The sequence below is a fragment of the Sulfitobacter sp. UBA4523 genome, assembly GCF_002388305.1.
GTDB classification, from domain to species: domain Bacteria; phylum Pseudomonadota; class Alphaproteobacteria; order Rhodobacterales; family Rhodobacteraceae; genus Sulfitobacter; species Sulfitobacter pontiacus.
Map to the genome: position 1 here is coordinate 75,652 of NZ_DGMH01000022.1, position 26,866 is coordinate 102,517.

Genomic DNA, 26,866 nt, shown 5'->3' on the forward strand with positions numbered 1-26,866 from the left:
CCGTCATAGACCGACAGTTCCAGCATCTTGGGGTCGATCATGATCATCCGGCATTCTTCTGGCGTCAGCTTGTACAGCAGCGACAGGATCATTGTGTTGATCGCAACGGATTTACCCGAACCGGTGGTCCCCGCGATCAGCAGGTGAGGCATCTTGGCAAGGTTCGCGACCACAGGATCACCGCCAATGTCTTTACCCAAGGCCAGAGGCAGGCGCATGGTGCTGTCGCCGAAATCACGCGCGGCGAGGATTTCGCGCAGCACAACTTTCTCGCGGTTCTCGTTAGGTAGTTCGATGCCAATCACGCTGCGCCCCGGCACGGTGGACACACGCGCCGACAATGCCGCCATAGAGCGCGCGATATCGTCCGCCAGACCGATCACACGGCTCGCCTTGAGGCCCGGTGCCGGTTCCAGCTCGTACATGGTGACGACGGGGCCCGGACGGACGGCGACGATTTCACCCTTCACGCCATAGTCATCCAGCACGTTTTCCAGCATGCGCGCATTCTCTTCCAGCGCGTCGTCGCTCAGGTGCAGGCGTTCTACATTATCCGGGCTTTCCAGGAGGTTCAGCGGCGGCAGTTCAAATCCGGGATGCGTGTCTTCAAATGTCAACGCAGGCTGCGCCTCGGCCTGAGCCTGTTTGCTGGGCTGCACCGGCTTGCGCATCTGCGGCTGCACCACCTTGCGCGGCTGAGCCACAGGGATCTGCATGGTCGGTTCCCGCTCTGCCTCTTGCAGTGGCAGGTGGCTGTCGGTCATCGGTTCATCATCCAGAACCGCCATATCCGCATCATGATCCGGTTCAGAGGGGGTTAGCTCAAGCACGGGGCGCTCCGCGACCAAAGGTGCACGGCTTGCGGTTAAAGGCGGCTCCGCCCGAGTAGGGGAGGGGGCCGGCGCACCGGTCAAGGGCGGCTCTTCACGGCGGGCACCACGGGCGGTGGTATCCAGCAGCAGCGGATCAGGGCCACGCCCGCGACCACGGGTCAAGGGGGCGGTGGTGGCCGTATGCACAGCCCCGCCGGTGCGCACGCGGCTTTTGATCACATCGGCGATCTTGGATTTGATACGGTCGCTGCTGGGGGCTTCGTCCAACTCGGGTTCAGCCCATGTTTCGACCAATTCAGGTTCGGGCAGCGGGTCGGCGCGTTTGACCAGCGTCGGCATTTTCGACAGGAGGCCGGTTTTCGGCGCAGGTGCAGGCGCGTCGCTATAGGCCAGTTCGTCGTCATAGTACCTTTGGCTGGCCGCGAATTGCGCATTCTCCTCGGCCTCGATCCGGTTGCGTTCGCGGCGTTCAAGCTGGCGGGCCTGAATGCCCTGCGCAGCGGCAACCGCCCCCGACGCACCCCGCCCCAGAAGGGTCATCAATCCGGCATAAGCCATGATCAGCCCGACCAGCATGAAGCGGAACAGACGTTGCAGTTCAAGTCGGGTGAAGCCGACAACAAAGGAACCAAAAGCAAGGATCGCCACGCCCATCAACAGCGACATCAGCTTGATCGTAAAGGTCGACCCGATCGGCAAGACGGTCAGGATCACGCCCATGACCGTGTCGCCAAAAAGCCCGCCCAGACCAAAGCTATGGGTTTGAAGCCAAGCCGCATCCGGCGTCAGCGTTGCCCCGTAGATCGAACACAAGGCGACAGCAATCGGGGCAAAGATCAAACGGCCCACGGCGCGTTCCTCGCCGCGGTGCAGGGCAAAGCGTGCGCCCCAGGCCAGCAGGATTGCCGCGACAGACCACGCGCCCCAGCCCACGATCATGAACAAAGGCGCGGCCAGCGACGCGCCCATGCGCCCCAGCCAGTTCTGCACCGGCGCATCGGTGGACACCATAAAGTTGGGATCGTCTGGGGTGTAGCTGCCGATCATCATGGCGGCCATAAGGCCCAAGGCGATCAGCCCGAGGCCCAGCAGCTCCTTGCCGCGTTTTTCGATAGCTTCGGCCATGTTGGTGTCTAGCAAAGGGTCGCGCCCACGTGTCTGATATGCCATTGCTCTGATCCCTCGTCTTATTCTGGATAGAGACAGCGGCGGATCGCTTCGATCCCGCGCGTTGTCTCTTCTTTTGGGGCGACCATCGCCACCCGAATATATTGTTTCCCGGGGTTTTCGCCGTTCACGCTTTGCGCCAGATAGCCGCCCGGCAGCACCCGCACGCCGGTTTCACGCCAGAGTTTCAGCGCCGCAGCTTCATCATCTTCCACCGGCAGCCACAAAAAGAACCCGGCCTCGGGGCTTTGGTACCCGGGGACGTTGCCGAGAATACGGTCGGCGACCTCGTATTTCTCGATGTAAAGCGCGCGGTTCTCGGCCACATGGGCTTCGTCGTCCCAGACCGCAGCCGACGCCGCTTGCAACGGTAACGGCAGCGGTGCACCGGCATAGTTCCGCAGCTGCTTGATCTCGCGCATGGTATTGGTACCCGACGCGACAAAGCCGGACCGCAGCCCGGGCAGGTTCGACCGTTTCGACAGCGAATGGAAAATCACCACACGATCCGGATCGGCCCCGACGTCTTGCGCGACCTGTAGCGCCCCGACGGGCGGCGTGTCGCGGTAGATCTCTGAATAGCATTCATCCGCGAAAATCTTGAAATCGTATTTTTCTGCCAGCGCGATCAGATCGGTCCAATACGCACGGGTGGCCACGGCCCCCTGCGGGTTGGCGGGCGAGCAGATATAGGCCGCGGTGGTCCGGTTCAGCACATCTTCGGGCAGGCTGGCAAAATCGGGCAGATGCCCTGTTTCGCGCGTGGCAGGCACCATCACCGGATCAGCGGCACCGGAAATCGCGGCGATCATATAGACCTGGTAGAACGGGTTCGGCATCAGAATGGCGGGCTTGCGGCCATTCTTCATCTCGGGACATGTGGCCATGACGGCATTATACAGCCCTTCGCGGGTGCCGTTCAGCGGCATCACCTGCGTGTCTGCATCCACCTCCACACCGTAGCGCCGGTTGATCCATCCGGCAATCGCGCTACGTAACCGGGGCGTGCCGTCGTTGGCCGGGTAGCTGTTAAATCCGGCAGCATTTTCAGCGATCACATCGGTGACCCATGCCGGAAAAGCATGTTTCGGCTCGCCAATCGTCATGTGGATCGGCGTGCCACCGCCTTCATGCGCATCAAGCAATGCGCGCAGGCGCGGCCACGCGTGGGCCGGAAGGTTCGAAAACCGCTCGGGGTACATCATTTCACTGCCTCGGGTTCGGGATCATTCACGCCCCGTTTGTTCCAGAGTACCCAAGGGCTTGCCCCGCGTCCAGACATTGCAGGACGCAGGGCAAGGTTTGTGTCATTTAGGCCAATGCCTCTTCGGCGGCTGCGGCAATGCGCAGCAGGTGCTCTTCGCCAAAGGGCTGGCCCATCAGCATGATCCCGCAGGATGGAGTGCCCGTGGGCAGGGTCACCGCCGCCAATCCCATAAGATTCCCGATACGCGTGTTGCGCAGGGTCATGAGGTTGGCCGAGACGTAATAGTCATGCTCGGTTTCCAGCCGGTCCAGCTTGGGGGGTAGCAGCGGTGCGGTGGGGATCAGCACCGCATCATAGCCCGCCACAGCTTTCACATAGGCAGCGCGGATCTGGTCGATCTTGGCCCAGGCTGCCACGTAATCGGGGCCGGAGTGGGATTTACCCAGACGGAACCTTTCAAGGATTTCGCCGTACATCGCATCCGGGTTCGCCTCGATCACGTCGCGCCACAGGCCGTAGGCTTCGGCGGTGTAAAGGCACCCGCTCAGCGGCATCGCCTCTTTGATCGGGTCGAAATCGATGTCCTCAATCACCGCCCCCGCTTCCTTCAGCCGCGCGACGGCATCGTCGAAAGCCGCCGCGGGGGCGTCTTCGATGTCGTCGAACGCCACCGTGCGCAGGATCGCAAAGCGACGCCCTTCGATGTCGGTGCTGCCCATGTCCATCGGCTTGGAGCCTTCGGTGAGCGCCAGCAGCAGGCTTGCATCCTCGACCGAGCGGCAAAGCGGGCCCACTGTGTCGAACTTGGCAGCCAGCGGCACGGTCCCCTCAAGCGACACACGGCCCGAGGTGGTTTTCAGCCCCACAAGATCGTTCCACGCGGCAGGCACCCGCACCGATCCGCCGGTATCCGACCCGATCGCCGCCGCCGCCAGACCGAAAGCGACAGAGGCCGCAGCCCCGGACGACGACCCGCCCGACACGGCATCTTCATCGTTCACGCAAGGGGGGGTGGCGGTGCTGGGGTTATACCCGAGCCCCGAAAACGCCAGCTCGCTCATATGGGTCTTGCCCAGACAGACCAACCCCATCGCGGTGGCATTTGCCAACACGCGCGCGTCGCGGTCCGGCACACGGTCTTTCAGCAGGGCGCTGCCCGCCTCTGTCGCGATCCCGGCGGTGTCGAACAGGTCTTTCCAGCTGATCGGCACCCCGTCCAGTGGCGACAAACGCTGCCCCGCGCGCGCGCGATCCCGCGCGGCACCGGCCTCGGCCAGGGCCCGTTCGGCGGTCACACGGGCATAGATACGATCCCGCAGGGGGTGGGCGTCGATCGCGTCAAGATAGGTCTGGCACAGCACAACAGGGTCGATCTGGCCGTCCCCTATGCCCCGTCCCAGATCTGCGGCTGTCATGGTTAACCACTCTTGCATGTTGCTTCCTCGAATAATGCTTTGGAAAAGGGACGGTAGCGACGCCAGCGCGCATGGACAATCCCTGCTGCACGCCCATATCTAAAGCTATGGATTTTGATACAGATATCGCAATCGTCGGTGGGGGGCTGAATGGCCCGACACTTGCCTTGGCTTTGGCGCAAATCGGGCTGCGGGTCACGTTGATCGACCGGCTTCCCGCTGCCACGCGGGAAGATGCGGCGTTTGACGGGCGATCCTATGCGCTGGCGTTGACCTCGACACGGATGCTCGGGGCGCTCGGGATCTGGGAGGGCGTGAAACCCCACGCGCAACCGATGCTCGAGATCAAAGTGACGGACGGGCGCGCGGGCGAAGGCCCCTCCCCTTTCTTCATGCATTTCGATCACGCAGAGATCGAAGAAGGGCCGATGGGCCATATGGTCGAGGACCGCCACCTGCGGCGCGCCTTGGCAGAAGCGGTGAGCGCTGAGGCCCGCATCACGCGGTTGGACGGCGAAACGGTCATCGCGCAAGACGCCGTCCCGGCGGGCGTCACCCTGACACTGGAAAACGGCAAGACCCTGCGCACGCGTCTGGTTGTCGGCGCGGATGGCCGCGCCTCGGGCACCGCCACGCGGGCGGGGATCAAACGCATCGGCTGGGATTATGCGCAAACCGCGCTGGTCTGCGCCATCGCCCATGAAAAACCCCATCACGGGGTCGCGCATCAGTTCTTTATGCCCCCCGGTCCGCTGGCGATCCTGCCGCTGACCGAAAACCGGTCCTCCATCGTCTGGAGCGAGACCGCCGCCAACGCAGCGCATATCCACGCGCTGCCGGATGAGGGATACCTCGACGTGCTTCGTCCGCGCTTTGGTGATTTTCTGGGTGAGATTTTCCTTGCCGGTGCGCGGTACACTTACCCGCTGAGCCTGTCGCTGGCGCATTCGATGGTGGCACCGCGTGTCGCGCTGCTGGGGGATGCCGCACATGGGGTACACCCGATTGCCGGTCAGGGGTTGAACGCCGGCATGCGCGATGTCGCCGCGCTGGCAGAGGTGATCGCTGATGCACAACGGCGCGGGCAGGATGTCGGGAGCACCACGGTGCTCGAGCAATATCAGCTGTGGCGTCGCTTTGATAACACCGCGCTGGCATTGGCGACGGACAGCTTCAACCGGTTGTTTTCCAACGACAACCCGCTGCTGCGTCTTGCACGTGATGTGGGGATGGCGGCAATTAACGCCCTGCCCGATGCCCGTCGCGGTTTCATGCGCGAGGCGGCGGGGCTGACGGGCACCCTGCCTCGTCTGATGCAGGGTAAGGCGCTTTAGGGCGCTATCCGCCCCCGCCGTGTCAGTCGATAACCCGCGCTTCGTCCACCAGCATCACGGGGATACCGTTGCGGATCGGATAGGCAAGACCGGCCGCGTCCGAGATCAGCTCTTGCTTGTCGGCGTCATAAGTCAGGCGCATCTGCGTGCGGGGGCAAATCAGCGCCTCTAGCATGCGGCGGTCGAATGGTATCTCTTCGGCGTTCAATTCATCATCTCCCCTTCTTGGCCACCCCGCAGGGTGTATTCGATCAACGTCAGCAACGTCTCGCGTCGGGTAGAGAGGGATGGTGCCTCAAGCAAGGCCTGTTTGTCTTCGCAGTCAAGATCCAGCATCATCGACAGTGAATTGATCAACAGTTCATCGTCGGCCTCTTGCAACGTATCCCAATCTGCCGACAGGTTTCGCGCGTCGAAGTAACGGCCAAGCGTGTTCAGGAAATTATCGCGGTCGAAACTGCTGTCCTGTTCATCCTTGCCAAGATCGCGTTCAAACCCGTCCCAGTTGACATCGCAACGGCGGTAGGGCGCGAAGCCTTCGACCTCTTTCACTACCCGAAAACGCGAGATCCCCGCGAGGGTGATCATATAGCGCCCGTCCTCTGTCTCGGAGAACTGGGTGATCCGTCCTGCGCAGCCGATGGTTTGCAGCCCCGGACCCTCGCGCCCCGGCACCACATTGGGCTGCACCATGCCGATCAATCGCCCCGGCGTTTTCAGACTGTCTTCGATCATCTGCAGATAGCGCGGTTCAAAGATATGCAGCGGCAACCGCGAGCGCGGCAGCAGCAATGCGCCCGACAACGGGAAGATCGCGATTGTGTCTGGCAGGTCCGATTGCTGTATCATGTAAGCTTACCTAGGGCGCGCACAGCCTTATGCAAATATCATAGAGCTAAGTTTACGACGACCATTCAGGGCAATCGGATCATTGGGTTTCAACGCCTCGAAAATGGTGAACAATTGCGTCTTGGCGGCACCGTCATTCCATTCACGATCCTTGCCGAAAAGCGTCAGCAGTTGATCCACAGCGGCTTGCGTGTCGCCATGCGCATAAAGCGCCTGCGCCAGATCGAAGCGCGCCTGCATGTCATCAGGGTTGGCATCCACCGCCGCCTGAAGCTCTGCCACAGGGCCCGCATCGGCGGCCTGTCGTGCCAGTTGAAGCTGCGCATGCGCGGCCTCAAGCTCGGGCGCTTTCGAGATTTCGATGGGTGCGCCGTTCAGATGCGCTTCGGCCTGATCAAGCTGATCCAACGCGATATAGGCACGCACCATCCCGCCATAAGCACCAGCGTGGTTCGGGTCTTCGCCCAGGATCGCGGCAAAAGTGTCCAGCGCGTCCTGCGCCGCCCCTTCGGCCAGCATGTCATCCGCGGCGGCCACGGCCTCTGACAGCTCTTCACCGGGGGCAGCACCGCCGCCCGCTTTGATCACGCGGTCGATGAACGCCTTGATCTCGGTCTGTGGCAGGGCCCCCTGAAACCCGTCAACCGGCTGGCCCTTGAAGAAAGCATAAACGGTCGGGATCGACTGGATCTGCAACTGGCCTGCGATCTGCTGGGCCTCGTCAACGTTGATCTTGACCATCTTGACCGCGCCTTTGGCCGCGCGAACCGCGTCTTCGAGCATTGGACCAAGGGTCTTACACGGGCCGCACCACGGGGCCCAGAAATCGACAATCACCGGCACCGTTTGCGATGCCTCGACAACATCGGCCATGAAGGTCGCTTCGCTCGTGTCTTTGATCAGATCGGCATCACCGGCACCGGCGGGGGAAAGGTTCAAATCCATCATATCAAAATCCTCGCTTGGGGTTGCCCTTTATATGAGGGCGCGTCTGTCTATTTCAAAGGTCGAATGTCGCAAAGACCGGGGCGTGGTCACTGGGCTTTTCCCAGCCACGGGCGTCGCGCAACACGCGGCTGGAATGTGCCGCGCCCGAGATATCGGGCGTTGCCCAGACGTGATCCAGACGGCGGCCCTTGTCTGCCGCATCCCAATCCTTGGCGCGGTAGGACCACCAGCTGTACAGGTTGCCTTGCGGGATATCCTGCCGCGTTACGTCAACAAAACCACCGGCGTCCTGCGTCTCGGCAAGCTTTTCGACCTCTATCGGTGTGTGGCTTACCACCTTGAGCAGCTTCTTGTGATCCCAGACGTCATCCTCGCGCGGTGCGATGTTCAGGTCGCCCACCAGAATGGATTTCTCGGGTTTGTCGCCGTGGAACCAGTCGCGCATGTCCGCCAGATAATCGAGCTTCTGGCCAAACTTCTCGTTCACCTCGCGGTCGGGCACGTCGCCGCCAGCGGGCACATAGAAGTTATGCACCGTCACCCCATTTTCGAGCTTTGCCGCAACATGGCGCGCGTGGCCCAGCGTGGCAAAGTCCTGATCACCGGCATCCACCAAGGGCAGACGCGACAGGATTGCCACACCATTGTATCCTTTCTGCCCTCGCGCCACCATGTGGGTGTAGCCCGCTTCGATGAAGGCCGCGGTGGGGATTTTGTCGACCGGGCTTTTGCATTCCTGCAAACACAGCACATCCGGTCCATGTTCAGCCAGCAGCTTGAGCACAATCGGTTCGCGCAACCGGACAGAGTTGATATTCCATGTGGCCAGCGTGAAAGGCATGAGGCAGCTCCCTTGGGTCAGATCGCGCGCACCCTACCGCGAAATGCGCAGCGTCCACCATGCCGAATTCCCGGGACTTTCGGGCTGCGGACAAAAAAAGACCGGGCACAAGGGCCCGGCCTAGTCCAACAGGGAGGTATGTATCATTTCCCGGATACAAACTTCGGGTTCAAACCGATCGACGGGTCATGAAAACCCCGTCTCTCGCAGGAATAACCAGTGGCGCCCGCTTGGGTTCCACAATTATGAAATAATTCTGTATCCACCTGATTCAGTTAACAAAATTCTTGCGTTCGAGGGATCAGGCTCGATCTTCTGGCGCAGGCGGTAGATGTGGGTTTCCAACGTGTGCGTCGTGACACCGGCGTTATAGCCCCAGACCTCGTGCAAAAGCGTGTCGCGCGGGACGACGCCCGCGGCAGCACGGTATAGGAACTTGAGAATATTCGTCTCTTTTTCGGTCAGCCTGATTTTCTTGTCGTCTTCGGTGATCAACAGCTTGGCCGACGGTTTGAACGTATACGGCCCAAGCTGGAAAATCGCCTCTTCGGATTGTTCGTGCTGGCGCAGCTGTGCCCGGATGCGCGCCAAGAGAACGGGGAATTTGAACGGCTTGGTGACGTAATCATTCGCGCCCGCATCAAGACCCATGATCGTATCCGCGTCACTGTCATGCCCCGTCAGCATCAGAATCGGGCTTTTCACGCCCTGGGTACGCAGGTCGCGGCACAGGTCACGCCCATCGATGTCCGGCAACCCAACATCCAGAATGACCAGATCATACAAGGCTTCGGCGGCGCGGGTTTTGGCGTCTGCGCCATTGCCTGCTTCGAATACATCAAAGTCTTCGGTCAGCAATAATTGCTCGCTCAGTGCGTCGCGCAGGTCATCGTCATCATCTACGAGCAAGATTTTCTTTAGCTGGGCCATATCAACTCATCCTCTACAACTTTACTTTAGATGTGTTCACAAAGCCGTGCGTGCAAGAGTAGCAGGTGTTTGATCACACGACCGTGCGAAATTGTCGCGCAATGTTTCAATCCGCCGGTTTCTGCAGTAAGAAATGTGACAACATAACATGAAAGATTTCAAATCATGGTTTTTGGGCCCGATATAACCGAGCAACTGGCACGCGCCCGTGCGGACCTGCGTTTGGGCGTTCCCATTGTACTGGCGGGATCGCGGCCGGTTCTGGTTATGGCTGCCGAAACGCTGACGCCCGCGCGGCTGACCGGCCTGCTGGCCATGGGCGGCGAACCGGTGTTGGTGATCAGCGCCCGGCGCGCCGAAACCCTGAAAGCGCGCGCCTACGACGGCAGTTTTGCGCGCGTCCTCCTGCCACGGGACGCCACGTTGCGATGGGTGAAATCCATCGCGGATCCGGCGGACGATCTGCGCAGCCCCCTGAAAGGCCCGCTGGCCTGCGCACGTGGGGGCGATGCGACGCCGCACGGCTTGGCGATTGATCTGATCAAGTCAGCGCGCCTGCTGCCCGCTGCTGTGATACTCGACCTTGCGGATGCAGGTCAGTTCGCCCAGCAAAACGGCCTGACGATGATCAACCTGAGCGCGGCACAACCGATCCTTGCCGCGCGCAGCCCTTTGCATCCGGTGGTCAATGCGCGTCTCCCGATGGAGGTGTCAGAGGCCGGACGCCTGCATATCTTCCGCCCCGACGACGGCGGGGAGGAACACTACGCCATCGAAATCGGCCGCCCCGACCGCAGCAAACCCGTGCTCGCGCGGCTGCATTCGGCCTGCTTTACCGGCGATATCATGGGCAGTCTGAAATGCGACTGCGGTCCGCAGTTGCATGCCGCGCTGACCCAGATGGGCAAGGAAGGGCACGGCGTGTTGCTGTATCTCAACCAAGAGGGGCGCGGCATCGGGCTGACCAACAAGATGCGCGCCTATTCCCTTCAGGATCAAGGCTTTGACACGGTCGAGGCGAACCACCGTCTGGGCTTTGAAGATGATGAACGGGATTTTCGATTGGGGTCGGACATCCTGACATCAATGGGGTTTTCGTCGGTGCGCCTGCTGACCAACAACCCCCGCAAGGTCGAGATGATGGAGGCAAGCGGCATCAAAGTCGCAGAGCGTGTCCCTCTCAAGGTCGGCGAGAACAGCCACAACCACGCCTACCTTGCCACAAAAGCCGCCAAATCCGGGCATCTTCTGTGACACCCGACGATCTGGTCCTCACCCCGCGGGGCGTCCGGTTTCAGGGGCAGCTTTACCCCTGCACCATCGGCAAAACCGGTATCACCCGCAATAAGCGCGAGGGCGACAAGGCGACCCCCGCGGGCATTCACCGCATTGTCGGGATGCTCTACCGTCCCGACCGCATTCCCGCCCCTGTGCCATGGGCGATGCCGATCGGCCCCCGTGATCTTTGGTCTGATGATGGCACGCAGGACGACTACAACAGCCTTGTGCAGGCCCCCTACCCGCACAGCCACGAGGTTCTGCGCCGTGCCGATCCCCTATACGATCTGGTGATCCTGACCGATTGGAACTGGCCCAATGCCGTTGCAGGGCGCGGGTCGGCGATCTTTATCCACCAGCAGCGCCGACCGGGGTATCCCACCGAAGGCTGCGTCGCCTTTTCACGCGCGCATCTGCACCAGATCGCCGCACGGCTGACCCGCCACAGCAGGTTGATCGTCTAGCCTGCGCTACGTTCCCCGAAGATGGCGGAGCCGACGCGCACATGGGTCGCCCCAAGCGCGATGGCCTTTTCAAAATCGCTGCTCATCCCCATCGACAGATCCCGCACCCCGTTGCGCGCCGCAATCTTGGCCAGCAGCGCGAAATGCAGCGCGGCTTCTTCATCGACCGGCGGGATGCACATCAGCCCGCGCACGGGCAGATCAAGCGACAGACATTCCTTGATAAAATCGTCGGCATCCGCTGGAAGAACACCGGCCTTCTGATCCTCTTCGCCGGTGTTAACCTGCACGAACATATCAGGACAGCGCCCCATTTCCTGCGCCAGCCGCGCAAAGGTTTGCGCCAGTTTGGGGCGGTCAAGCGAGTGAATGACGTCAAATAATTCGAACGCGCTGCGCGCCTTATTGCTTTGCAGCGGGCCGATCAGATGCAGCTTTACGCCGTCAAACTCCTGCCGGAAAGCGGGCCATTTGCCTTCGGCCTCCTGCACGCGGTTCTCGCCGAAACAGCGGTGACCTTCCGACAGCACCGCCGCAACGCGCGCGTCCGGCTGCACCTTGCTCACGGCGATCAGCTCAACGCTGCCCGGCGCTCGGCCTGCGTCGGTTTCGGCTTTGGCGATGCGGGATGTGATGTCGTGCAAGCTCATGTCAGTCGGCCCTTGTTGTTGAGGGCGCACAGAACAACAGCTTGGCGCAAAAGAAAAGGGGCAGACCAACGGCCTGCCCCTCTTTTAGACTGTATCGTTCAACTTAGAAAGTGAAACGAACACCCATGTCGGCACGAACAGTGTCGTTGCCGCGGCTGATGATACCGCCACGCAGGGAGACGCCGCCGCCCAGATCGTGGTGAGCGCCGATACCGTAGGAAGTTTCAGCGAAGTAGTCAGCGTCTGCAACGTAAACGTCCAGGTTGGTAGCTGCGCCGATGTCGAAGGACGCGGTCAGGGCGTAGTGGTCGCCGTTGACTGTGCCTACACCGGTGTCGTCGCCGTTGTCAGCATATGCCAAGGAAACTTTGGCTGGGCCAACGTTACCAACCACGGACAGAGCGTAGTCGGTATCGCCTGCAGCGTTGGAGTCCTGAGCAGCAGCTGCAAATGTGAAGCCGTTGTATGTGTACGCAACGTAGCCTGCAACACGGTCATTTGTGTCGGAAGCAGAGATGTGTACTTTCAGGTCGCCCATGGAGTACAGAGCTTCAACACCGTTGGAACCGGCCGCGCCGTTACCACCGGAGGAGTACGCGTCGCCGCGGAAGTTGTATGCTGTGTACTCATACGACAGACCGGTCAGACCCAGGTCGATTTCGTACATGCCAGGCATGGATTCCAGAGCGCCGTAGATGTTACCAACACCAACTTCGAAGCCACCGGTGCGCGCGAAGAAGCGAACGCCGTTGATGCCTGTGCCGGCTGGGCCAGCTGTGGTCAGACCGTCGTCAGCTGTACCGAAGATGCCGTCTGCGCCTTTTGTTACGGAGACGTTTTCGTCAGTGTTGTTCTGCTGGATACGTGCACGTGCACCGAATGTAACGCCCATGTCGGACTCAGCAGTTGCGTCGATCTGCAGACGGAAACGGCTTGTTACGTTGGTTTCATCGGTACCCGCTGCGTTTTCTTGGTAAAGAACACCAAAACGGCCGTAGCCGCCGAATGTAACGTCTGCAGCTGCAACGCCAGCGGTCGCAACCAGAGCTGTTGTAGCGAAGAGAACTTTTTTCATGAGTTATCCCTCGGTTTGAATTCATATGCCCATACCGGGGAATCCGGTAAAGGTATGAGAGGTGTTTTCAGCGTTTGCCCTAGTTTTGGCAAGGATCGCGGAAGCCTTGGCATCATTGGAAAAAACTGTGATGCAGCTATGTCACAGTTGCGCACCCCCGCAGGATGCACGGGCTGACCAAGAACGCAGAGGCACAGGTGCCCTGTACTCTAGTATATACTGACATTGCGCTTGCCCACCGAACCCCGCTTGGATAGACCTGTGCCCAAACAGGCAAAGGACGGTCGAGATGGTGCGCAGTTCGGTATTCAAATCTACACTAGCCCTCGTGGTGGTCTCAGCGCTTGGCGCATGCGGTGGCCTGAACTTCGGCCCGCCCAACGACAACGACCCGAACCTCGGGCTGTCTCCGACGAACCCCAACTATGTCGAGACGAACCCAGACAACACCATTTGGGCGATCTTCAACCGCAAAGACAATGACACCAGCGTGTCGGTCAACAAATACCTGTGGTCCGCGTCGCTCGAAGTTCTCAACTTCCTGCCCGTGCAATCCATCGACCCCTATACCGGCGTGATCGTGACCGGCTATGGCACCCCTCCGGGGGGCAGCCAGTCCTACCGCGCGACGGTCCTGATTGATGATCCCGCGCTTGATGCACGGTCGCTGAACATCGCGCTGCAAACCCGTGGCGGCCGCACGGTCAGCAAAGCAACCTCTCGCGCGGTCGAAGACGCGATCCTGAGCCGTGCGCGTGAAATGCGCATTGCCGACGCCAAATTCTAAGCCCGCACCCGTCTATTCCCCATTATCACGCCGGGCCACGCGCTAGTCGCTCGCCCGGCGTTTTTCGTTGATAAGGTCCGCTAAGATGCCCTCCTACTCCCCCGCCGAAATCGAAGCCCGCTGGCAAGCCGCCTGGGAAAAGAACGATGTGTTCCAAGCAGTACGCAACGCCGACAAGCCGAAGTACTACGTGCTCGAGATGTTTCCCTATCCGTCGGGGCGCATACACATGGGCCACGTGCGGAACTATACGATGGGCGACGTGATCGCGCGCTACAAGATCGCGACGGGGCATAACGTGCTGCACCCGATGGGTTGGGATGCCTTCGGGATGCCCGCTGAAAACGCCGCGATGGCTATTGGCGGTCACCCCAAAGACTGGACCTATGGCAACATCGCCGACATGCGCGACCAGATGAAACCGCTGGGATTGTCGATCGACTGGTCCCGCGAATTTGCCACCTGCGACCCAGAATATTACGGCCAGCAGCAGGCGCTGTTCCTCGATTTCCTGTCGGAAGGGCTGGTCTATCGCAAGAACGCCATCGTGAACTGGGATCCGGTCGATATGACCGTTCTGGCCAACGAACAGGTCGAGGCAGGGCGCGGCTGGCGCTCTGGCGCGCTGGTGGAACGTCGCGAGCTGACGCAATGGTTCTTCAAAATCTCCGACCACTCGGAAGAGCTGCTTGATGCGTTGGACACGCTTGATAATTGGCCCGCGAAGGTCAAGCTGATGCAGGCGAACTGGATCGGCAAGTCACGCGGGCTGCAATTCGCGTTCTCGACCATCGACGCGCCGGAAGGTTTCGACCGGATCGAAGTCTACACCACGCGCCCCGACACCCTGCTTGGCGCAAGCTTTGTCGGCATTTCACCCGATCACCCGCTGGCCAAACTGCTCGAGAAAGACAGCCCCGAGGTTGCGGCCTTCTGTGCCGAATGTCGCAAGGGCGGCACAACAGAAGAAGCGATCGAGACTGCCGAAAAGCTGGGGATGGATACCGGCCTGCGTGTGCGCCACCCCTTCGATACCGCGTGGGAACTGCCCATCTATATCGCGAACTTCATCCTGATGGACTACGGCACAGGGGCGATCTTTGGCTGCCCCGCCCATGACGCACGGGACTTTGAATTCGCCACCAAATACGGGCTGCCGATCACGTCGACCTTCTTGCCGTCCGAGGACGCGGACCCAAAGCTCTCCGCGCCCTTCGTGCCGGCGAAATCCGAAAAAGTGTACTACAACGGCGGCTTTGCCGGCGAGAAATGGCAAACCGGCGAAGAGGCGATCATTGCGGCCATCGACGCCTGCGAAGCGCAGGGCGTGGGCCAGGGCGTGACCAAATACCGCCTGCGCGATTGGGGCCTGTCCCGGCAACGCTACTGGGGCTGCCCGATCCCGGTCGTGCATTGCGACACCTGCGGCGTGGTGCCCGAAAAGAAAGAGAACCTGCCGATCGAGCTGCCCTATGACGTCAGCTTTGACACGCCTGGCAATCCGTTGGACCGACACCCCACATGGCGCGACTGCGCCTGCCCGTCTTGCGGTGCGCCCGCGAAACGCGAAACCGATACGATGGACACATTCGTCGATTCCTCTTGGTATTTCGCCCGCTTCACCGCGCCACGCGCAGACACGCCGACCAATATGGCGGATGCGGAATACTGGATGAATGTGGACCAATATATCGGTGGCATCGAACACGCGATTCTGCACCTGCTGTATTCGCGCTTCTTCGCCCGCGCGATGCAGATCACCGGCCACCTGCCTGAAAAAGCGATTGAGCCGTTTAACGCGCTGTTCACGCAAGGCATGGTAACACATGAGATTTACCAGACCCGCGACGCAAATGACCGCCCCGTCTATCACCTGCCCGAAGATGTGACCGACGGTAAACTCGCCGATGGGACAGAGGTTGAAATCATCCCTTCGGCCAAGATGTCGAAGTCGAAGAAAAACGTGGTCGATCCGCTGGGGATCATCGCGAACTACGGTGCGGATACAGCCCGCTGGTTCGTCCTGTCCGATTCGCCCCCCGAACGCGATGTCGAATGGACCGCATCCGGGGCAGAGGCGGCGTATAAGCACCTAAACCGCGTGTGGAACATCAGCAGCCGCATCGCCGAGATGGACGACAGCGCCGCAGGCACCGGCGACGACGATCTGCTGCGCGCGATGCACAAGACCATCCACGATGTCACGATGGGTGTGGAATCCTTTGGCTTCAACGCCGCGATCGCCAAGCTTTATGCCTTTACCGCGACGTTGCAGAAATCCAAGGCGGGCAAAGCCGCACGGCGCGAAGCGATCATGACGCTGGCCCAGTTGATGGCCCCGATGACGCCCCACCTGGCAGAGGAAATCTGGACCGCGCAAGGCGGCGACGGGTTGATCACCACCTCGACCTGGCCGCAAGCGGACGAAGCGATGCTGGTCGACGATACGGTGACCCTGCCGATCCAGATCAACGGGAAACGCCGCGCGGAAATTCAGGTACCTGCGGATATGCCAAAGGAAGAGGTTGAAAAGATCGCGCTGAGCCACGAAGCTGTCATTCGTACCCTTGATGGGGCCACGCCTAAAAAGGTCATCGTTGTACCCGGACGGATCGTCAATGTCGTTGCTTAACCGCCGTTTTATTATCGCATTGCCACTGCTGGTCCTGGCGGCCTGCGGGTTTCAACCCGTTTACGGCCCCGGCGGCACTGGCACGGCGCTGCAAAACGCGGTGCAGGTCGACGCGCCGAATGATGCCTATTCCTACACGCTCGTGCGCGAGATCGAGACGCGGTTGGGCCGCGCCGCAAGTCCGCGTTATGCTTTGGCCCTGACTGTCAACACCTCGGAAGAGGGGTTGGCGATCGACAGCGAAGACAACACCACACGGTATAATCTGGTCGGCAAGGTCGAATTCGCCCTGCGCAACCTCAGCAGTGGTCAGATCGAGGTGTCAGGAAATGTCGAAAACTTTACCGGCTATTCCGCGACCGGTTCGACTGTTGCAACGCTCGCGGCAGAACGTGATGCCCAAAAACGCTTGATGGTCATGTTGGCCGACCAGCTGGTCACCCGCCTCTACGCGGCCGATCTGACCCCATGAAGCTGCCCCCGCGCGACGCGAATGCCTATTTCGCCAAGCCCGATCCGACTAAGACCGGGCTGCTGATCTATGGCGGCGATGCGATGCGCGTCGCGTTGAAACGGCAAACTTTCCTGAAAAACCTGCTGGGCCCCAATGCGGAAGAAGAAATGCGCCTGACCCGTATTCAGGCCGCTGACCTGCGGCGGGATGCGCCCATGTTGCTGGACGCGATCAAGGCGGTAGGTTTCTTTCCGGGGCCGCGCGCGGCTTTTGTGGAAGACGCCAACGACAATATCGCCAAAATCCTGACCGATGCGCTGGCCGACTGGCAGCCGGGCGACGCGCAGATCGTCGTGTCGGCGGGGGATCTGAAAAAGACCTCCAAAGTGCTCAAGGCGTTCGAGGCACATAAGAACGCTTTCGCCACCCCGATCTACGACAATCCACCCGACCGGGCAGAGATTGAACGCGTGCTTGCCGAAGCAAAGCTCAGCCCCGAGGCGGATGCGATGGGGGCGCTTAGTGAACTGGCGCGGGTGCTTGATCCGGGCGATTTTCGACAAATGGTCGATAAAATCACGCTTTATAAGATCGGCGACGCAGGCCCCCTCACGGGAGAGGATGTGGCCAACTGCGCCCCCACCTCGACAGAGGCAGAGGTCGACGACATTCTCCACGTCGTGGCAGAGGCGCGCGCGGGCGACATCGGCCCCGTGATGGCCAAGCTACAGGCCCAAGGGGTGAACGCCGTGACGCTGATCATCATGGCGACACGGCATTTTCGCACGCTTTACCGCATCGCGAGCAATCCGGGCGGCCAGATCTGGGGCGTGCGCGACCGCGATCGCGCCATGCGTCAGGCCAAAAACTGGGGTGCGGCCAAACTGGAAACCGCATTGACCGTGCTGACAGACACCGACCTGACGCTTCGGTCAGCAGGCCAACACGCGCCGACGATGGCGCTGGTCGAACGCGCCTTTATCCGCCTCGCCATGCTGGGGGCACAACGCTAAATTCACGTTAATTCTTGGGAGGGAATGTCGATGTATAAGGTAATCGGGGCAACCAAATCACGGGCGATGCGAGTGATGTGGATGCTCGAGGAGTTGGGCCAGCCCTATGACCACGTCCCCTGTAGGCCGCGTTCGGAGGAGGCAAAGCAATACAACCCGTCCGGCAAAATTCCCGCACTTGTGGACGGCGACGACGTGCTAACCGATTCTGTCGCGATCATGCAGTATCTGGCGGACAAGCACGGCGCGCTGACCGCCCCCGCTGGCACCGCGGCGCGTGCGCATCAGGATGCGCTGACCTTCTGGCTGATCGACGAAATGGATGCGATCCTTTGGGCTGCGGCGAAACACAGCTTTGTCTTCCCGCAGGAACAGCGCGTCCCCGAGATCAAAGATAGCCTGAAAGCCGAATTCGCCCGCTCTGCAGCGATCCTGTCAGACAGGTTGGACGGGCCGTTCCTGATGGGGGAGGAAGTCACCATACCGGATTTGCTGGCGACTCATTGCATCAACTGGTCCATCGGCGCGGGATTTGCGCGGGTGGATGACAAGCTGGGAAATTGGGCCAAGTCCATGCGTGACCGCCCCGCGTTCAAGGCCGCCGCCACCCGCGAAGGTTAATCCCGCTGCGCCCAAGCGGCAGCGTGTTGTCCGGCCCATCGGCCTGTCGCAAGGCAGGCCGAGATCAGATACCCGCCCGTCGGGGCCTCCCAATCCAGCATTTCGCCTGCAACGAAAACGCCGGGGCGGGCGTGTAGCATCAACCCGTCATCCAGCGCATCAAGTTTTACCCCGCCTGCGGTTGAAATCGCCTCGTCCAGCGGGCGCAGGCCTGCGTGTTTCACCGGCAGCGCTTTCAGCAACCTCGCCAAGTCAGTCGCGTTCGCCGGCAAGGGGCGCGCCATTTCCTGAAGCAGCGCAATCTTGGCCACGTCCAGTTTGAGCGTTTTGCGCAGATAGTTTGCCACGCTCATCTTGCCACGTGGCTTGGCCAGCTTTTCGACCAACGCCTCGCGGGATTGATCCGGCAGCAGGTCCAGCATCAGCGGATGCCCTTCACGCAACCCGCGCGACACGGTGTAGATCCCGCCGCCTTCCAATCCGCGGACGGAAATCACCGCCTCCCCCCGCGATCGGTGGGTGCCTGATTTCAAGCCGATCCCTTTCAACGCCGCGCCGAAATGCGCCTCCATATGCGGCGACCAGTTCATCGCGATTCCTGCATTGGCAGGCGCAAAAGGCGCGATATCGACGCCCGCGTCGCGCAGCGGCAAAGCCCAGGCACCGGTGGAGCCCAAGCGTGACCAGCTTGCCCCGCCCATGGCCAGCACAGTGACATCGGCCGGCAAGCCTTTCATGCCGTCTGGCGTATCGAACACCGGCGCGCCGTCTTCCCATCCGGTCCAACGCCAACGGGTGTTCACCGCAACGCCTGCATCGGCCAGCCGCGCCAGCCACGCACGCAGCAGCGGCGACGCCTTCATCACGGTCGGGAAAACCCGCCCGGTAGAGCCGGTAAACAGGGTTTGCCCCAAACCCTTGGCCCATTCCTGCACCGCCGTAGCATCGAAACTGTTAAGAATGGGTTCAAGCGGTTCTTTTGCCGTCGAAAAGGCGTTCAGGAATTTGGCGTGTTCTTCGGCCTTGGTAATATTGAGACCCGATTTACCCGCCATCAACAGCTTGCGCCCGACGGATGGCTTGTGATCGCAGACCGTCACCGCCAAGCCTGCCGCGGCCATCATTTCGGCCGCCATCAGCCCTGCAGGCCCCGCGCCGATGACAACCCCGCGGCGGGCGAGAAAATTTTCTGATGTCATGACGTGCTCTTCCATTCGGGTTAAGGATATAGCTGTGAGTTACAGCGGCACCATTAACTTGACCTTAAACCAAATGCACGACGATCGTGCTTATTCCAATAAAAGGGCAGAATATGCGCATCATTTTAATCATCTCGGGCCTCACACTGCTGGCAAGCTGCGGCGTGCCCTTTGTCCCGTTCATCTAACCGTCTGACCTAGGGCATCTCGGCAGGGGTTTCGGGCGGGGCGCACATCGCTTTGATTCCAGTGGCAATTTCGGGCGTGGCGGCAACGGTATCGGCGACGATATCGCGTGCGCTTTGCATAAGCTCCTCGGCTGGCACAATACGATCGACCAAGCCGAACGTTAGTGCCTCTTGGGCGGTGATCTTCTGCCCGCCCATCAGAATAAGCTTGCTGCGCGCAGGGCCGATCAAGGCTGCCATACGTGCGGGGTCGCTGGGTTGCGGCAAGAAGCCCAGCTTCATCACTGGATAGAAAAATTTGGCCCCGGGCACGCAGATCCGCAGATCGCAGGCCAGCGCCATCCCCATAGCGCCCCCCGCCAGCGTCCCGTTCAGCGCGCAGATGCTTAGCCCCGGGAGCGCGGCAATCGCGCCCGACAGCCTTTCCCATATGTCAGAGACAGCGAGCCCCGCGCGCGCCTCGTCCAGATCGGCACCAGCACTGAACACTTTGCCAGTACCCGTCAGGATCACCGCGCGGGCGGCTTGGGCGTCCTCCATGAACTCGGCCAGGGCGACCAGCATCTCGTGGGTGAGGGAATTCGCCTTGTCCGGCCGGTTGATCGTCGCGACCCAGACAGGGCCTTCGCGGTCGAAATCGATCATACCAGACCAATCGCTTTGCGGATGCCCTCGTCGCGCAGCGAGATTTCCTCGCCACAGTATGTGTCGGCCTCGGCGCTGCACATCCACAACAGGGCCCGCGCGGGCCAATCGGCGGGGATGTGATCTTCCCATGCCAGTTCGCTGACGGGGTTGATGCCGCTTGCCTTGATCTCGCGCTGCATCTGGGTTGCGACCGTGCCCGGCGACAGGCCGATGGCGCGGATCCCGTTCGCGGCTTCCTCCAGGTGGATCGAGCGGCCCATCATGTTCACCGCCGCTTTGGACGCGCAATAGTGGCTCCAGGCTTCGATGGCGTGATGCGCGGCACCCGAGCTGATGGTCAGGATCGACCCGCCGCCTGCGTCTTTCATCACGGGCAAGACAGCGCGCATGCCGTTGTAGACACCCTTGAGGTTGATATCGATGACCTGCGACCATTCGTCAGGGTCCGACGCGGAAAGATGCGAGATCGGTTCGATCACACCGGCGTTATTGATCAGCACATCGACGCCGCCAAAGGCCCCCAGCACCGTTTCCACCGCCGAGGACATCTCGCCGAAACGGGCCACATTGCAGGGGATCGCGATGGCTTGCTTGCCGATTTCGCCCGCCAGATCGGCAATCGCATCCTGAGACCGCGCCATCAGCACGACATTCGCCCCTGCGTCTGCAAAAACCCGTGCCGCTTCGGCCCCGATCCCGCGGCTGGCACCGGTGATCATCACGGTTTTACCTGTCATATCCATCGTATAATTCCCTTCGTCATCAATAAGCCCCGCACGGGGCCTGCCGTACACGGCGTTTGGTGACATCGTTAGCAACAACATTGGCCAGCGCCAATCAAAAGCGCCCCCGCGGGCGGAACATCGCAGATTGGCGCGGGTCGCTTTGCCTTGTAAGGTGGCGTCGGGCGCTTACCTTTAGCGCAACCGCGCTGTCACCGGATAGCCGCCCGCGATTTGCGACAAAGGAATTTTTCATGATCCGCCCTCTCTTCGGCAGTGCCGCCCTCTCTGTTCTTTTCACCTCGTCCAGCGCTTTGGCGGATGTGACACCGCAGGATGTGTGGCGTGACTGGCAGGACCATATGCAAAGCATGGGCTATGCGCTGACGGCCACCGAAAAGGTATCCGGGGATACGCTCGCGGTAAGCAATGTCCGCTTTGATCTGACGAGCGAGCCTGATCTGGGCCAGATCTCGATGTCGCTTGAACAATTGAGCCTTGTGCAAAACGACGATGGCACCGTGTCGGTGGTCATGCCTGACGCAATGCCCTTGGTGTTCGAAATCACCCCGACCGACCCGGATGAAGACCGCGTGCGCGCAGCGCTGATCGTGAACCAGACCGGCCATGACATGCGCGTGAGCGGAACGCCGACCGACCTGAGCAGCGCCTATGCTGCCGGTCTTCTAGGTTTGACGCTGGATCAGATGACGGTGGGCGACGAGAGCTTCGGCCCCGACAACGCGTCGCTGAACGTCGTGCTGAACAACGTCGAATACGCCTCCAAATCGGTGCTGGAAGATATGCGCGCCTATGCGCAGGACGGGTCTATCGCGTCGATGACTTTTGACATGCGGTTCAAAGACCCCGAAGAGCCCGCCATCGCGACGATCAACGGCACCTCGACGGATATGACGTTCGACGGCGACGGGCGTTTGCCACTGGGGATTGCGCAGGCCAGCGATATGGCCGCGATGCTGCGGGCAGGTATGACCGGCGCGGGCACGTTCACCAGCGGCAACAGCACCATGACGGTCGACATCGAAGATCCCGAGAATGGCAATATGTCTGCCGCTGTCGCCTCTGAAGGGGGGCGTTTGACGGTTGAAACCAGCGCCGACGGCATGAGCTATGCCGGTTCGCGTCAAGGCATGGCGCTGTCAGTGCAGCCGCAGCAGTTTCCTTTCCTTCTGTCCTTCGGCCTTGATAATGCGGCGTTCAACCTAAGCGCGCCGGTGCTCAAGACCGACGATGCGCAGGACGTGGCCCTTGGGTTGAACCTCGAAGGGTTCACCATGTCGGATATGGTCTGGGGCATGATCAACCCGCAAGGGACCCTGCCCCGCGATCCGGCCAACCTGTCGCTGGATGTGTCCGGCAAGGCGCGACTGCTGATGGATTACTTTGACCCCGAGGCCGCGACCAGAATGGCCGAGACCGGACAGGTGCCAGCACAGCTGGATAGCGTGAACCTGAATGCGCTGATCGTGGATGCACTGGGGGCCAAGCTGACCGGCAATGGCGCGGTCACGTTCGAGCATGACGAGAACGACCCCACGGCGCTCAAGCCGTCGGGCGCTGTTGACCTCAAGCTGGTGGGCGGGAACACCCTGATCGATACGCTGGTGTCCTCGGGCTTGCTGCCTGCGCAGATGGCGATGGGTGCGCGTATGATGATGGGCATGTTCGCCGTCCCGGCCGAGGGTGAGGAGGATACGCTGAAATCCAAGCTCGAATTCACCCGCGACGGGCAAATCCTCGCCAATGGGCAGCGGATCAAGTAACCCTTCGCGGCCACGGCCCTCCAGCGACTGGCGTCCCTTGCACAGCTGCGGCAGGGGCGCTAGCAGTCTTTCACCCATTCAAGGAGTATCCCCCCATGTCGCAATCCATTGAGGCGCTGACCAAGTCGTTGCTGCATGCCGCCCGTCAAGCGGGTGCGGATAGTGCCGATGCGATGGCCGTGCGCGGCACGTCGGTGAACGTCGATGTGCGTGGCGGGGTGCTGGAACAGGCCGAACGCGCCGAAGGCGTCGATATCGGGCTACGGGTTTTTGTCGGGCAACGCTCTGCCAATGTCTCTGCTTCCGACACATCGGACCGCACGATCGAGGAAATGGCGATCCGCGCGGTGGCAATGGCGAAAGAGGCCCCCGAAGATCCCTACATCGGCCTTGCCGATCCCGACCAACTGGCGACGGACTGGGATGTCGAGGCGCTTGAGCTTTACGACCCCGCGCCCGAGCCTTCGCCCGAAGCGCTACAGGATGACGCCGCCCGCGCAGAGGCCGCAGGGCTGGCCGTCAAAGGTGTCAGTCAGGTGCAGTCCGCGGGTGCGGGCTATGGCGCGCAACAGGTATTTATGGCGGCAAGCAACGGGTTCGAAGGCGGATACCGCCGTACCGACCGCGGGCTGTCCTGCGTTGCAATCGCCGGCACCGGCACAGGGATGGAGCGGGACTATGACGGCGACAGCCGCATCTTCCAGACCGACCTGCGCAGCCCCGAAGACATCGGGACCAAAGCCGGTGAGCGCGTTCTTGAACGCATGGGTGCACGCAAACCGCCCACGGGGGCCTATCCGGTATTGTTTGACGAACGCATTTCCTCGGCGCTGATCGGGCACCTTCTGTCTGCGATCAGCGGCACGGCCATTGCACGCGGTGCCTCGTGGCTGCGCGACGCTATGGGCGAACAGGTGTTGCCAAAGGGCATATCCCTGATCGAAGACCCGTTTCGCCCCCGCGTCGCAGGTTCGCGCCCGTTCGATGGCGAAGGGCTGCCCACGTCGCGCCGCACCGTCGTGGACGACGGGATGTTGCAGGGGTGGACCCTTGATCTGGCCACCGCGCGCAAGCTGGGGCTAACCCCGACCGGCAATGCCGCACGCGGCACCGGATCGAACCCCGGTCCGGCCACATGGAATATCGCGCTGTCCCAGGGCAATGCCACCCGCGCGGACCTGATCCGTGATATGGGCACAGGTCTTTTGGTCACGTCGATGATCGGGTCGACCATCAACCCCAACACCGGCGACTACTCTCGTGGGGCGTCCGGTCTGTGGATCGAAAACGGCGAGATCACCCACGCGATCAACGAATGTACCATCGCGGGCAATCTGCGTGATATGCTGCAATCGATTGTACCGGCCAATGACGCGCGCGCGCATCTGAGCCGCGTTGTGCCGTCGCTTCTTGTCTCGGGAATGACCCTTGCCGGCGCTTGATGACCTCTCCCTTTTGATCGAGGCCGCACGCCGCTCGGGCGAGATTGCGACCTCTTTCACCGGCAAGACCGCGCAGCGTTGGGACAAGCCCGATGATGCCGGTCCGGTGACCGAGGCTGACCTTGCGGTGAACGCGATGCTGCACCAGACGCTGACGGCGGCACGCCCGGATTATGGCTGGCTGTCCGAGGAAAGCGACGACGGTACGCGCCGGCTGGGGCAGCGTGATCTGTTCATCGTCGACCCGATTGACGGCACACGCAGCTTTATCGAAGGGTCCGACACCTGGTCCCATTCCCTTGCCATTGCGCGCGACGGGAGGATCACGGCGGCGGTGGTGTTCCTGCCCATGCTCGACCGGCTCTATGCCGCGGCGGCGGGGGCCGGTGCGACCCTGAACGGGCAAAGCATCTCTGTCTCCGACATCGCCACATTGCCCGAGGCGACCGTGCTGGCCACGAAACCGGTGATGGAAATGCAGCATTGGACCAAGGGCGACCCCGGCTTCAAACGCGCGCACCGTCCGTCGCTGGCCTATCGGCTGGGGCTGGTGGGTCAGGGTCGTTTTGACGGCATGGTCACATTGCGCAAAAGCTGGGAATGGGACATCGCCGCAGGGGCGCTGATTGTCACCGAAGCAGGCGGGCAATGCACCGACCGCACAGGGCAACCCCTGCGGTTCAACAACCCCGATCCACGCCTGAACGGTGTCGTCGCGGGGGGCGATGCCGTCCATGCGGCGCTGCTAAGCGGCCTTGCCCAGACCCAAGCCACCCCTTAGATTGCCCCCAAGGCCATCTGTTTGAAAACAAAGGACCGCGATATGACCCAACGCTTGCACCTCGTCTTTGGGGGCGAACTGATTTCGCCCACCGGTACCGCGTTCAAAAACGTCGATGACATCCATGTCGTCGGGATTTTTCCGAACTACGCCAGCGCCTATGACGCCTGGAAAAACGAGGCACAGCGCACGGTCGATAATGCGCATATGCGGTATTTCATCGCGCATCTGCACCGTCTGCGCGACGAAGAGGCTGCGGCCTCCTCTACCGAAGAGCTGGGGTAAACTCTTATGGCGCGGTCGCTTGGGCTGTCGGCCTATCGCGCCTTTACCGGTCGCGGGGGCGTGCCGCCATTCACCCCCGTGGCCAAGCGCCCCACCGGAGAGCTGGTCTGGTGCCACGCCCCCGAACCCGGCAGCTTGTTCGCGATACAGGATCTGGCCATTCGTCTGTGCCGGAGCCGTCCGGGGCTGAGTGTTCTGATCACCGTTCCCCAAGCCTTGGTGCCGGTGGACCTGCCGCCGTGTAGCGAAGCCGACGTGCTGATCGATACCCTGCCCGAAGACCACCCGACGCTTGCCAAAAACTTTATCGATTACTGGCAGCCCGACGCCTGTGTCTGGGCATGGGGGCGTTTGCACCCGAATATGATTGCAGAGATGACCACACAGGCCTGCCCGATGTTCCTGATCGATGCCGACAGCGACGGCTTTGACGGGCGGCGCGACCGGTGGCTGCGCGATCTGACCCGCGATCTGCTGATGCATTTCTCGGCGATCATGACGCGGTCGGAGGCGGGGATGCAGCGGCTTGTCCGGCTTGGGCTCGCCCGCAAGGACATAGAGCTGACCCCCGCCCTTCAGGCCGGTGGCCGCGTGTTGCCTTGTATGGATTCCGATCTGGCCGATCTGTCGGCTGCGGTCGTGGGGCGTCCGATCTGGTTCGCCAATCAGGTGCTCGAGGGTGAGCTGAACACCGTGCTCACCGCGCACCGCCAAGGGCTCCGCCTGTCACACCGGCTGTTGCTGATCCTCGCGCCCGCCGACCCCAAGCAGGCCGATGTTTTCGCGCAGCGGATGGAGGATCAGAACTTTCGCGTGCTGCGATGGGGCGACGCGGGCTATCCCGACGCCTCGACCCAGGTGATGATCGCCGACGATCCGGCAGAGATCGGCTTGTTCTACCGGCTGGCCCCTGTGTCCTTTCTGGGCAACTCCCTGATCAACGGCAGCGGTGGCTGTGATCCGTTCGAGGCCGCGGCCCTGGGATCGGCTGTGCTCTATGGGCCGAAAGTCCGGCGGTATCTGCCGCTTTATACCCGGCTGGCTGCCGAAGGAGCCGCGCGGATCGTGAATGATGCCACAGCGCTTGGCACCGCCGTGAACCGGCTGATCGCGCCAGATCAGGCAGCGACGATGGCGCAGGCGGGGTGGGATGTGATCAGCCGCGGTGCAGCCGTCACCGACAAAGTGATCGACCTTGTGCAAGAAACGCTTGACCAGCAAGAGGCCACATCATGAAACGCGCCCCCGCCTTTTGGCACCGCCCCACGCCCGATTGGCGCGCGCGCCTGTTGCAACCTCTGGGCGCGCTTTATGCGCGT

General features: G+C 61.5%; 26 protein-coding genes. 13 read left to right on the forward strand and 13 right to left on the reverse strand.

Translation table 11 applies throughout. The annotated features are described in order from the left end of the window. From B3849_RS05100 to B3849_RS05110, 3 genes are all read right to left on the reverse strand, one after another. The coding region (locus tag B3849_RS05100; RefSeq protein ID WP_286779885.1) for a DNA translocase FtsK at positions 1 to 2,003 on the reverse strand (2,003 nt) is incomplete at its 3' end. 17 nt (positions 2,004 to 2,020) lie between these two features. Then, complete coding sequence (locus tag B3849_RS05105) at positions 2,021 to 3,202, reverse strand: aminotransferase class I/II-fold pyridoxal phosphate-dependent enzyme (protein WP_278425000.1); 1,182 nt, start codon at positions 3,200 to 3,202, stop codon at positions 2,021 to 2,023. 109 nt (positions 3,203 to 3,311) lie between these two features. After that, positions 3,312 to 4,640, reverse strand: a complete 1,329-nt coding sequence (locus B3849_RS05110) for an amidase (protein WP_286779886.1) — start codon at positions 4,638 to 4,640, stop codon at positions 3,312 to 3,314. Positions 4,641 to 4,729: 89 nt separating this feature from the next. On the opposite strand from B3849_RS05110, the gene B3849_RS05115 reads away from it, so the two are divergent. Further along, positions 4,730 to 5,956, forward strand: a complete 1,227-nt coding sequence (locus B3849_RS05115) for an FAD-dependent monooxygenase (protein WP_278424910.1) — start codon at positions 4,730 to 4,732, stop codon at positions 5,954 to 5,956. A 22-nt stretch (positions 5,957 to 5,978) separates the two neighbouring features. On the opposite strand, the gene B3849_RS05120 is transcribed toward B3849_RS05115, so the two are convergent. The 5 genes from B3849_RS05120 to B3849_RS05140 all read right to left on the reverse strand — a co-directional run bounded on the left by B3849_RS05120 (position 5,979) and on the right by B3849_RS05140 (position 9,524). Beyond that, on the reverse strand, positions 5,979 to 6,131 hold the full coding sequence (locus B3849_RS05120) for a Trm112 family protein (protein WP_180829218.1): 153 nt from the start codon (positions 6,129 to 6,131) through the stop codon (positions 5,979 to 5,981). Between the two features lie 29 nt (positions 6,132 to 6,160). Then, positions 6,161 to 6,805 carry an LON peptidase substrate-binding domain-containing protein gene (locus B3849_RS05125; RefSeq protein ID WP_037942717.1) on the reverse strand — a complete coding sequence of 215 codons (645 nt, stop codon included), beginning with the start codon at positions 6,803 to 6,805 and terminating at the stop codon, positions 6,161 to 6,163. A 27-nt stretch (positions 6,806 to 6,832) separates the two neighbouring features. Beyond that, on the reverse strand, positions 6,833 to 7,753 hold the full coding sequence (gene trxA / locus B3849_RS05130) for a thioredoxin (RefSeq protein ID WP_278424911.1): 921 nt from the start codon (positions 7,751 to 7,753) through the stop codon (positions 6,833 to 6,835). Positions 7,754 to 7,805: 52 nt separating this feature from the next. Next, positions 7,806 to 8,594 (reverse strand): exodeoxyribonuclease III, encoded by a 789-nt coding sequence (locus tag B3849_RS05135; protein ID WP_009825509.1) that lies wholly within the window; start codon positions 8,592 to 8,594, stop codon positions 7,806 to 7,808. A 243-nt stretch (positions 8,595 to 8,837) separates the two neighbouring features. Then, a complete protein-coding gene (locus B3849_RS05140; RefSeq protein ID WP_005850360.1) occupies positions 8,838 to 9,524 on the reverse strand; it encodes a response regulator transcription factor in 687 nt (228 codons plus the stop codon). 165 nt (positions 9,525 to 9,689) lie between these two features. Here B3849_RS05140 and ribA point away from each other — a divergent pair, with 165 nt between their 5' ends. Further along, the gene (ribA, locus tag B3849_RS05145; protein ID WP_278424912.1) at positions 9,690 to 10,778 is read left to right on the forward strand and encodes a GTP cyclohydrolase II; all 1,089 of its coding nucleotides are present in this window, start codon (positions 9,690 to 9,692) and stop codon (positions 10,776 to 10,778) included. Continuing rightward, the gene (locus tag B3849_RS05150) at positions 10,775 to 11,266 is read left to right on the forward strand and encodes a L,D-transpeptidase family protein (protein WP_278424913.1); all 492 of its coding nucleotides are present in this window, start codon (positions 10,775 to 10,777) and stop codon (positions 11,264 to 11,266) included. The genes ribA and B3849_RS05150 overlap by 4 nt, the downstream gene beginning before the upstream one ends. On the opposite strand, the gene B3849_RS05155 is transcribed toward B3849_RS05150, so the two are convergent. Continuing rightward, entirely contained in the window at positions 11,263 to 11,916 is a 654-nt protein-coding gene (locus B3849_RS05155; RefSeq protein ID WP_278424914.1) for a YggS family pyridoxal phosphate-dependent enzyme, read from the reverse strand. The genes B3849_RS05150 and B3849_RS05155 overlap by 4 nt on opposite strands. A 103-nt stretch (positions 11,917 to 12,019) precedes the next feature. After that, on the reverse strand, positions 12,020 to 12,991 hold the full coding sequence (locus B3849_RS05160) for a porin (protein ID WP_278424915.1): 972 nt from the start codon (positions 12,989 to 12,991) through the stop codon (positions 12,020 to 12,022). Positions 12,992 to 13,280: 289 nt separating this feature from the next. On the opposite strand from B3849_RS05160, the gene B3849_RS05165 reads away from it, so the two are divergent. The 5 genes from B3849_RS05165 (at position 13,281) to B3849_RS05185 (ending at position 18,498) form a co-directional block, all read left to right on the forward strand. Then, positions 13,281 to 13,778, forward strand: coding sequence for a DUF3576 domain-containing protein (locus B3849_RS05165; protein ID WP_005850370.1), 498 nt, complete (start codon positions 13,281 to 13,283; stop codon positions 13,776 to 13,778). 85 nt (positions 13,779 to 13,863) lie between these two features. Then, a complete protein-coding gene (leuS, locus tag B3849_RS05170; protein WP_278424916.1) occupies positions 13,864 to 16,410 on the forward strand; it encodes a leucine--tRNA ligase in 2,547 nt (848 codons plus the stop codon). Beyond that, positions 16,397 to 16,882 carry an LPS assembly lipoprotein LptE gene (gene lptE / locus B3849_RS05175; protein ID WP_278424917.1) on the forward strand — a complete coding sequence of 162 codons (486 nt, stop codon included), beginning with the start codon at positions 16,397 to 16,399 and terminating at the stop codon, positions 16,880 to 16,882. The genes leuS and lptE overlap by 14 nt, the downstream gene beginning before the upstream one ends. Continuing rightward, on the forward strand, positions 16,879 to 17,877 hold the full coding sequence (gene holA / locus B3849_RS05180) for a DNA polymerase III subunit delta (RefSeq protein ID WP_278424918.1): 999 nt from the start codon (positions 16,879 to 16,881) through the stop codon (positions 17,875 to 17,877). The genes lptE and holA overlap by 4 nt, the downstream gene beginning before the upstream one ends. A gap of 30 nt (positions 17,878 to 17,907) precedes the next feature. Then, positions 17,908 to 18,498, forward strand: a complete 591-nt coding sequence (locus B3849_RS05185) for a glutathione S-transferase family protein (RefSeq protein ID WP_278424919.1) — start codon at positions 17,908 to 17,910, stop codon at positions 18,496 to 18,498. Here B3849_RS05185 and B3849_RS05190 read toward each other — a convergent pair. From B3849_RS05190 to B3849_RS05200, 3 genes are all read right to left on the reverse strand, one after another. Beyond that, positions 18,495 to 19,697, reverse strand: coding sequence for a TIGR03862 family flavoprotein (locus tag B3849_RS05190; RefSeq protein WP_278424920.1), 1,203 nt, complete (start codon positions 19,695 to 19,697; stop codon positions 18,495 to 18,497). The genes B3849_RS05185 and B3849_RS05190 overlap by 4 nt on opposite strands. A gap of 197 nt (positions 19,698 to 19,894) precedes the next feature. Beyond that, positions 19,895 to 20,530 carry an enoyl-CoA hydratase/isomerase family protein gene (locus B3849_RS05195; RefSeq protein WP_278424921.1) on the reverse strand — a complete coding sequence of 212 codons (636 nt, stop codon included), beginning with the start codon at positions 20,528 to 20,530 and terminating at the stop codon, positions 19,895 to 19,897. Beyond that, positions 20,527 to 21,276 carry an SDR family oxidoreductase gene (locus B3849_RS05200; protein WP_005850387.1) on the reverse strand — a complete coding sequence of 250 codons (750 nt, stop codon included), beginning with the start codon at positions 21,274 to 21,276 and terminating at the stop codon, positions 20,527 to 20,529. The genes B3849_RS05195 and B3849_RS05200 overlap by 4 nt, the downstream gene beginning before the upstream one ends. Positions 21,277 to 21,509: 233 nt before the next feature. Here B3849_RS05200 and B3849_RS05205 point away from each other — a divergent pair, with 233 nt between their 5' ends. From B3849_RS05205 to B3849_RS05225, 5 genes are all read left to right on the forward strand, one after another. After that, on the forward strand, positions 21,510 to 23,039 hold the full coding sequence (locus B3849_RS05205) for a DUF2125 domain-containing protein (protein ID WP_278424922.1): 1,530 nt from the start codon (positions 21,510 to 21,512) through the stop codon (positions 23,037 to 23,039). Between the two features lie 95 nt (positions 23,040 to 23,134). Next, positions 23,135 to 24,481, forward strand: a complete 1,347-nt coding sequence (locus B3849_RS05210; RefSeq protein ID WP_286779887.1) for a TldD/PmbA family protein — start codon at positions 23,135 to 23,137, stop codon at positions 24,479 to 24,481. Continuing rightward, positions 24,468 to 25,262, forward strand: coding sequence for a 3'(2'),5'-bisphosphate nucleotidase CysQ (locus tag B3849_RS05215; RefSeq protein ID WP_037942685.1), 795 nt, complete (start codon positions 24,468 to 24,470; stop codon positions 25,260 to 25,262). Before B3849_RS05210 ends, B3849_RS05215 begins: the two co-directional genes overlap by 14 nt. Before the next feature lie 42 nt (positions 25,263 to 25,304). Next, complete coding sequence (locus B3849_RS05220) at positions 25,305 to 25,547, forward strand: DUF4170 domain-containing protein (protein WP_005850395.1); 243 nt, start codon at positions 25,305 to 25,307, stop codon at positions 25,545 to 25,547. A gap of 6 nt (positions 25,548 to 25,553) precedes the next feature. Beyond that, positions 25,554 to 26,783 (forward strand): 3-deoxy-D-manno-octulosonic acid transferase, encoded by a 1,230-nt coding sequence (locus B3849_RS05225; RefSeq protein ID WP_278424924.1) that lies wholly within the window; start codon positions 25,554 to 25,556, stop codon positions 26,781 to 26,783. Positions 26,784 to 26,866: the final 83 nt, after the last annotated feature.

Excerpts from the sequence above, each read along its gene's own strand:
- lptE (WP_278424917.1), top strand. The coding sequence starts at position 16,397 with ATGTCGTTGCTTAACCGCCGTTTTATTATCGCATTGCCACTGCTGGTC.
- B3849_RS05210 (WP_286779887.1), top strand. The coding sequence starts at position 23,135 with ATGTCGCAATCCATTGAGGCGCTGACCAAGTCGTTGCTGCATGCCGCC.
- B3849_RS05105 (WP_278425000.1), bottom strand. The coding sequence starts at position 3,202 with ATGTACCCCGAGCGGTTTTCGAACCTTCCGGCCCACGCGTGGCCGCGC.
- B3849_RS05220 (WP_005850395.1), top strand. The coding sequence starts at position 25,305 with ATGACCCAACGCTTGCACCTCGTCTTTGGGGGCGAACTGATTTCGCCC.
- B3849_RS05135 (WP_009825509.1), bottom strand. The coding sequence starts at position 8,594 with ATGCCTTTCACGCTGGCCACATGGAATATCAACTCTGTCCGGTTGCGC.
- trxA (WP_278424911.1), bottom strand. The coding sequence starts at position 7,753 with ATGATGGATTTGAACCTTTCCCCCGCCGGTGCCGGTGATGCCGATCTG.
- B3849_RS05140 (WP_005850360.1), bottom strand. The coding sequence starts at position 9,524 with ATGGCCCAGCTAAAGAAAATCTTGCTCGTAGATGATGACGATGACCTG.
- holA (WP_278424918.1), top strand. The coding sequence starts at position 16,879 with ATGAAGCTGCCCCCGCGCGACGCGAATGCCTATTTCGCCAAGCCCGAT.
- leuS (WP_278424916.1), top strand. The coding sequence starts at position 13,864 with ATGCCCTCCTACTCCCCCGCCGAAATCGAAGCCCGCTGGCAAGCCGCC.
- B3849_RS05225 (WP_278424924.1), top strand. The coding sequence starts at position 25,554 with ATGGCGCGGTCGCTTGGGCTGTCGGCCTATCGCGCCTTTACCGGTCGC.
- B3849_RS05110 (WP_286779886.1), bottom strand. The coding sequence starts at position 4,640 with ATGCAAGAGTGGTTAACCATGACAGCCGCAGATCTGGGACGGGGCATA.
- B3849_RS05155 (WP_278424914.1), bottom strand. The coding sequence starts at position 11,916 with ATGAGCTTGCACGACATCACATCCCGCATCGCCAAAGCCGAAACCGAC.
- ribA (WP_278424912.1), top strand. The coding sequence starts at position 9,690 with ATGGTTTTTGGGCCCGATATAACCGAGCAACTGGCACGCGCCCGTGCG.
- B3849_RS05205 (WP_278424922.1), top strand. The coding sequence starts at position 21,510 with ATGATCCGCCCTCTCTTCGGCAGTGCCGCCCTCTCTGTTCTTTTCACC.
- B3849_RS05185 (WP_278424919.1), top strand. The coding sequence starts at position 17,908 with ATGTATAAGGTAATCGGGGCAACCAAATCACGGGCGATGCGAGTGATG.
- B3849_RS05200 (WP_005850387.1), bottom strand. The coding sequence starts at position 21,276 with ATGGATATGACAGGTAAAACCGTGATGATCACCGGTGCCAGCCGCGGG.
- B3849_RS05190 (WP_278424920.1), bottom strand. The coding sequence starts at position 19,697 with ATGACATCAGAAAATTTTCTCGCCCGCCGCGGGGTTGTCATCGGCGCG.
- B3849_RS05120 (WP_180829218.1), bottom strand. The coding sequence starts at position 6,131 with ATGCTAGAGGCGCTGATTTGCCCCCGCACGCAGATGCGCCTGACTTAT.
- B3849_RS05195 (WP_278424921.1), bottom strand. The coding sequence starts at position 20,530 with ATGATCGATTTCGACCGCGAAGGCCCTGTCTGGGTCGCGACGATCAAC.
- B3849_RS05165 (WP_005850370.1), top strand. The coding sequence starts at position 13,281 with ATGGTGCGCAGTTCGGTATTCAAATCTACACTAGCCCTCGTGGTGGTC.
- B3849_RS05125 (WP_037942717.1), bottom strand. The coding sequence starts at position 6,805 with ATGATACAGCAATCGGACCTGCCAGACACAATCGCGATCTTCCCGTTG.
- B3849_RS05160 (WP_278424915.1), bottom strand. The coding sequence starts at position 12,991 with ATGAAAAAAGTTCTCTTCGCTACAACAGCTCTGGTTGCGACCGCTGGC.
- B3849_RS05115 (WP_278424910.1), top strand. The coding sequence starts at position 4,730 with ATGGATTTTGATACAGATATCGCAATCGTCGGTGGGGGGCTGAATGGC.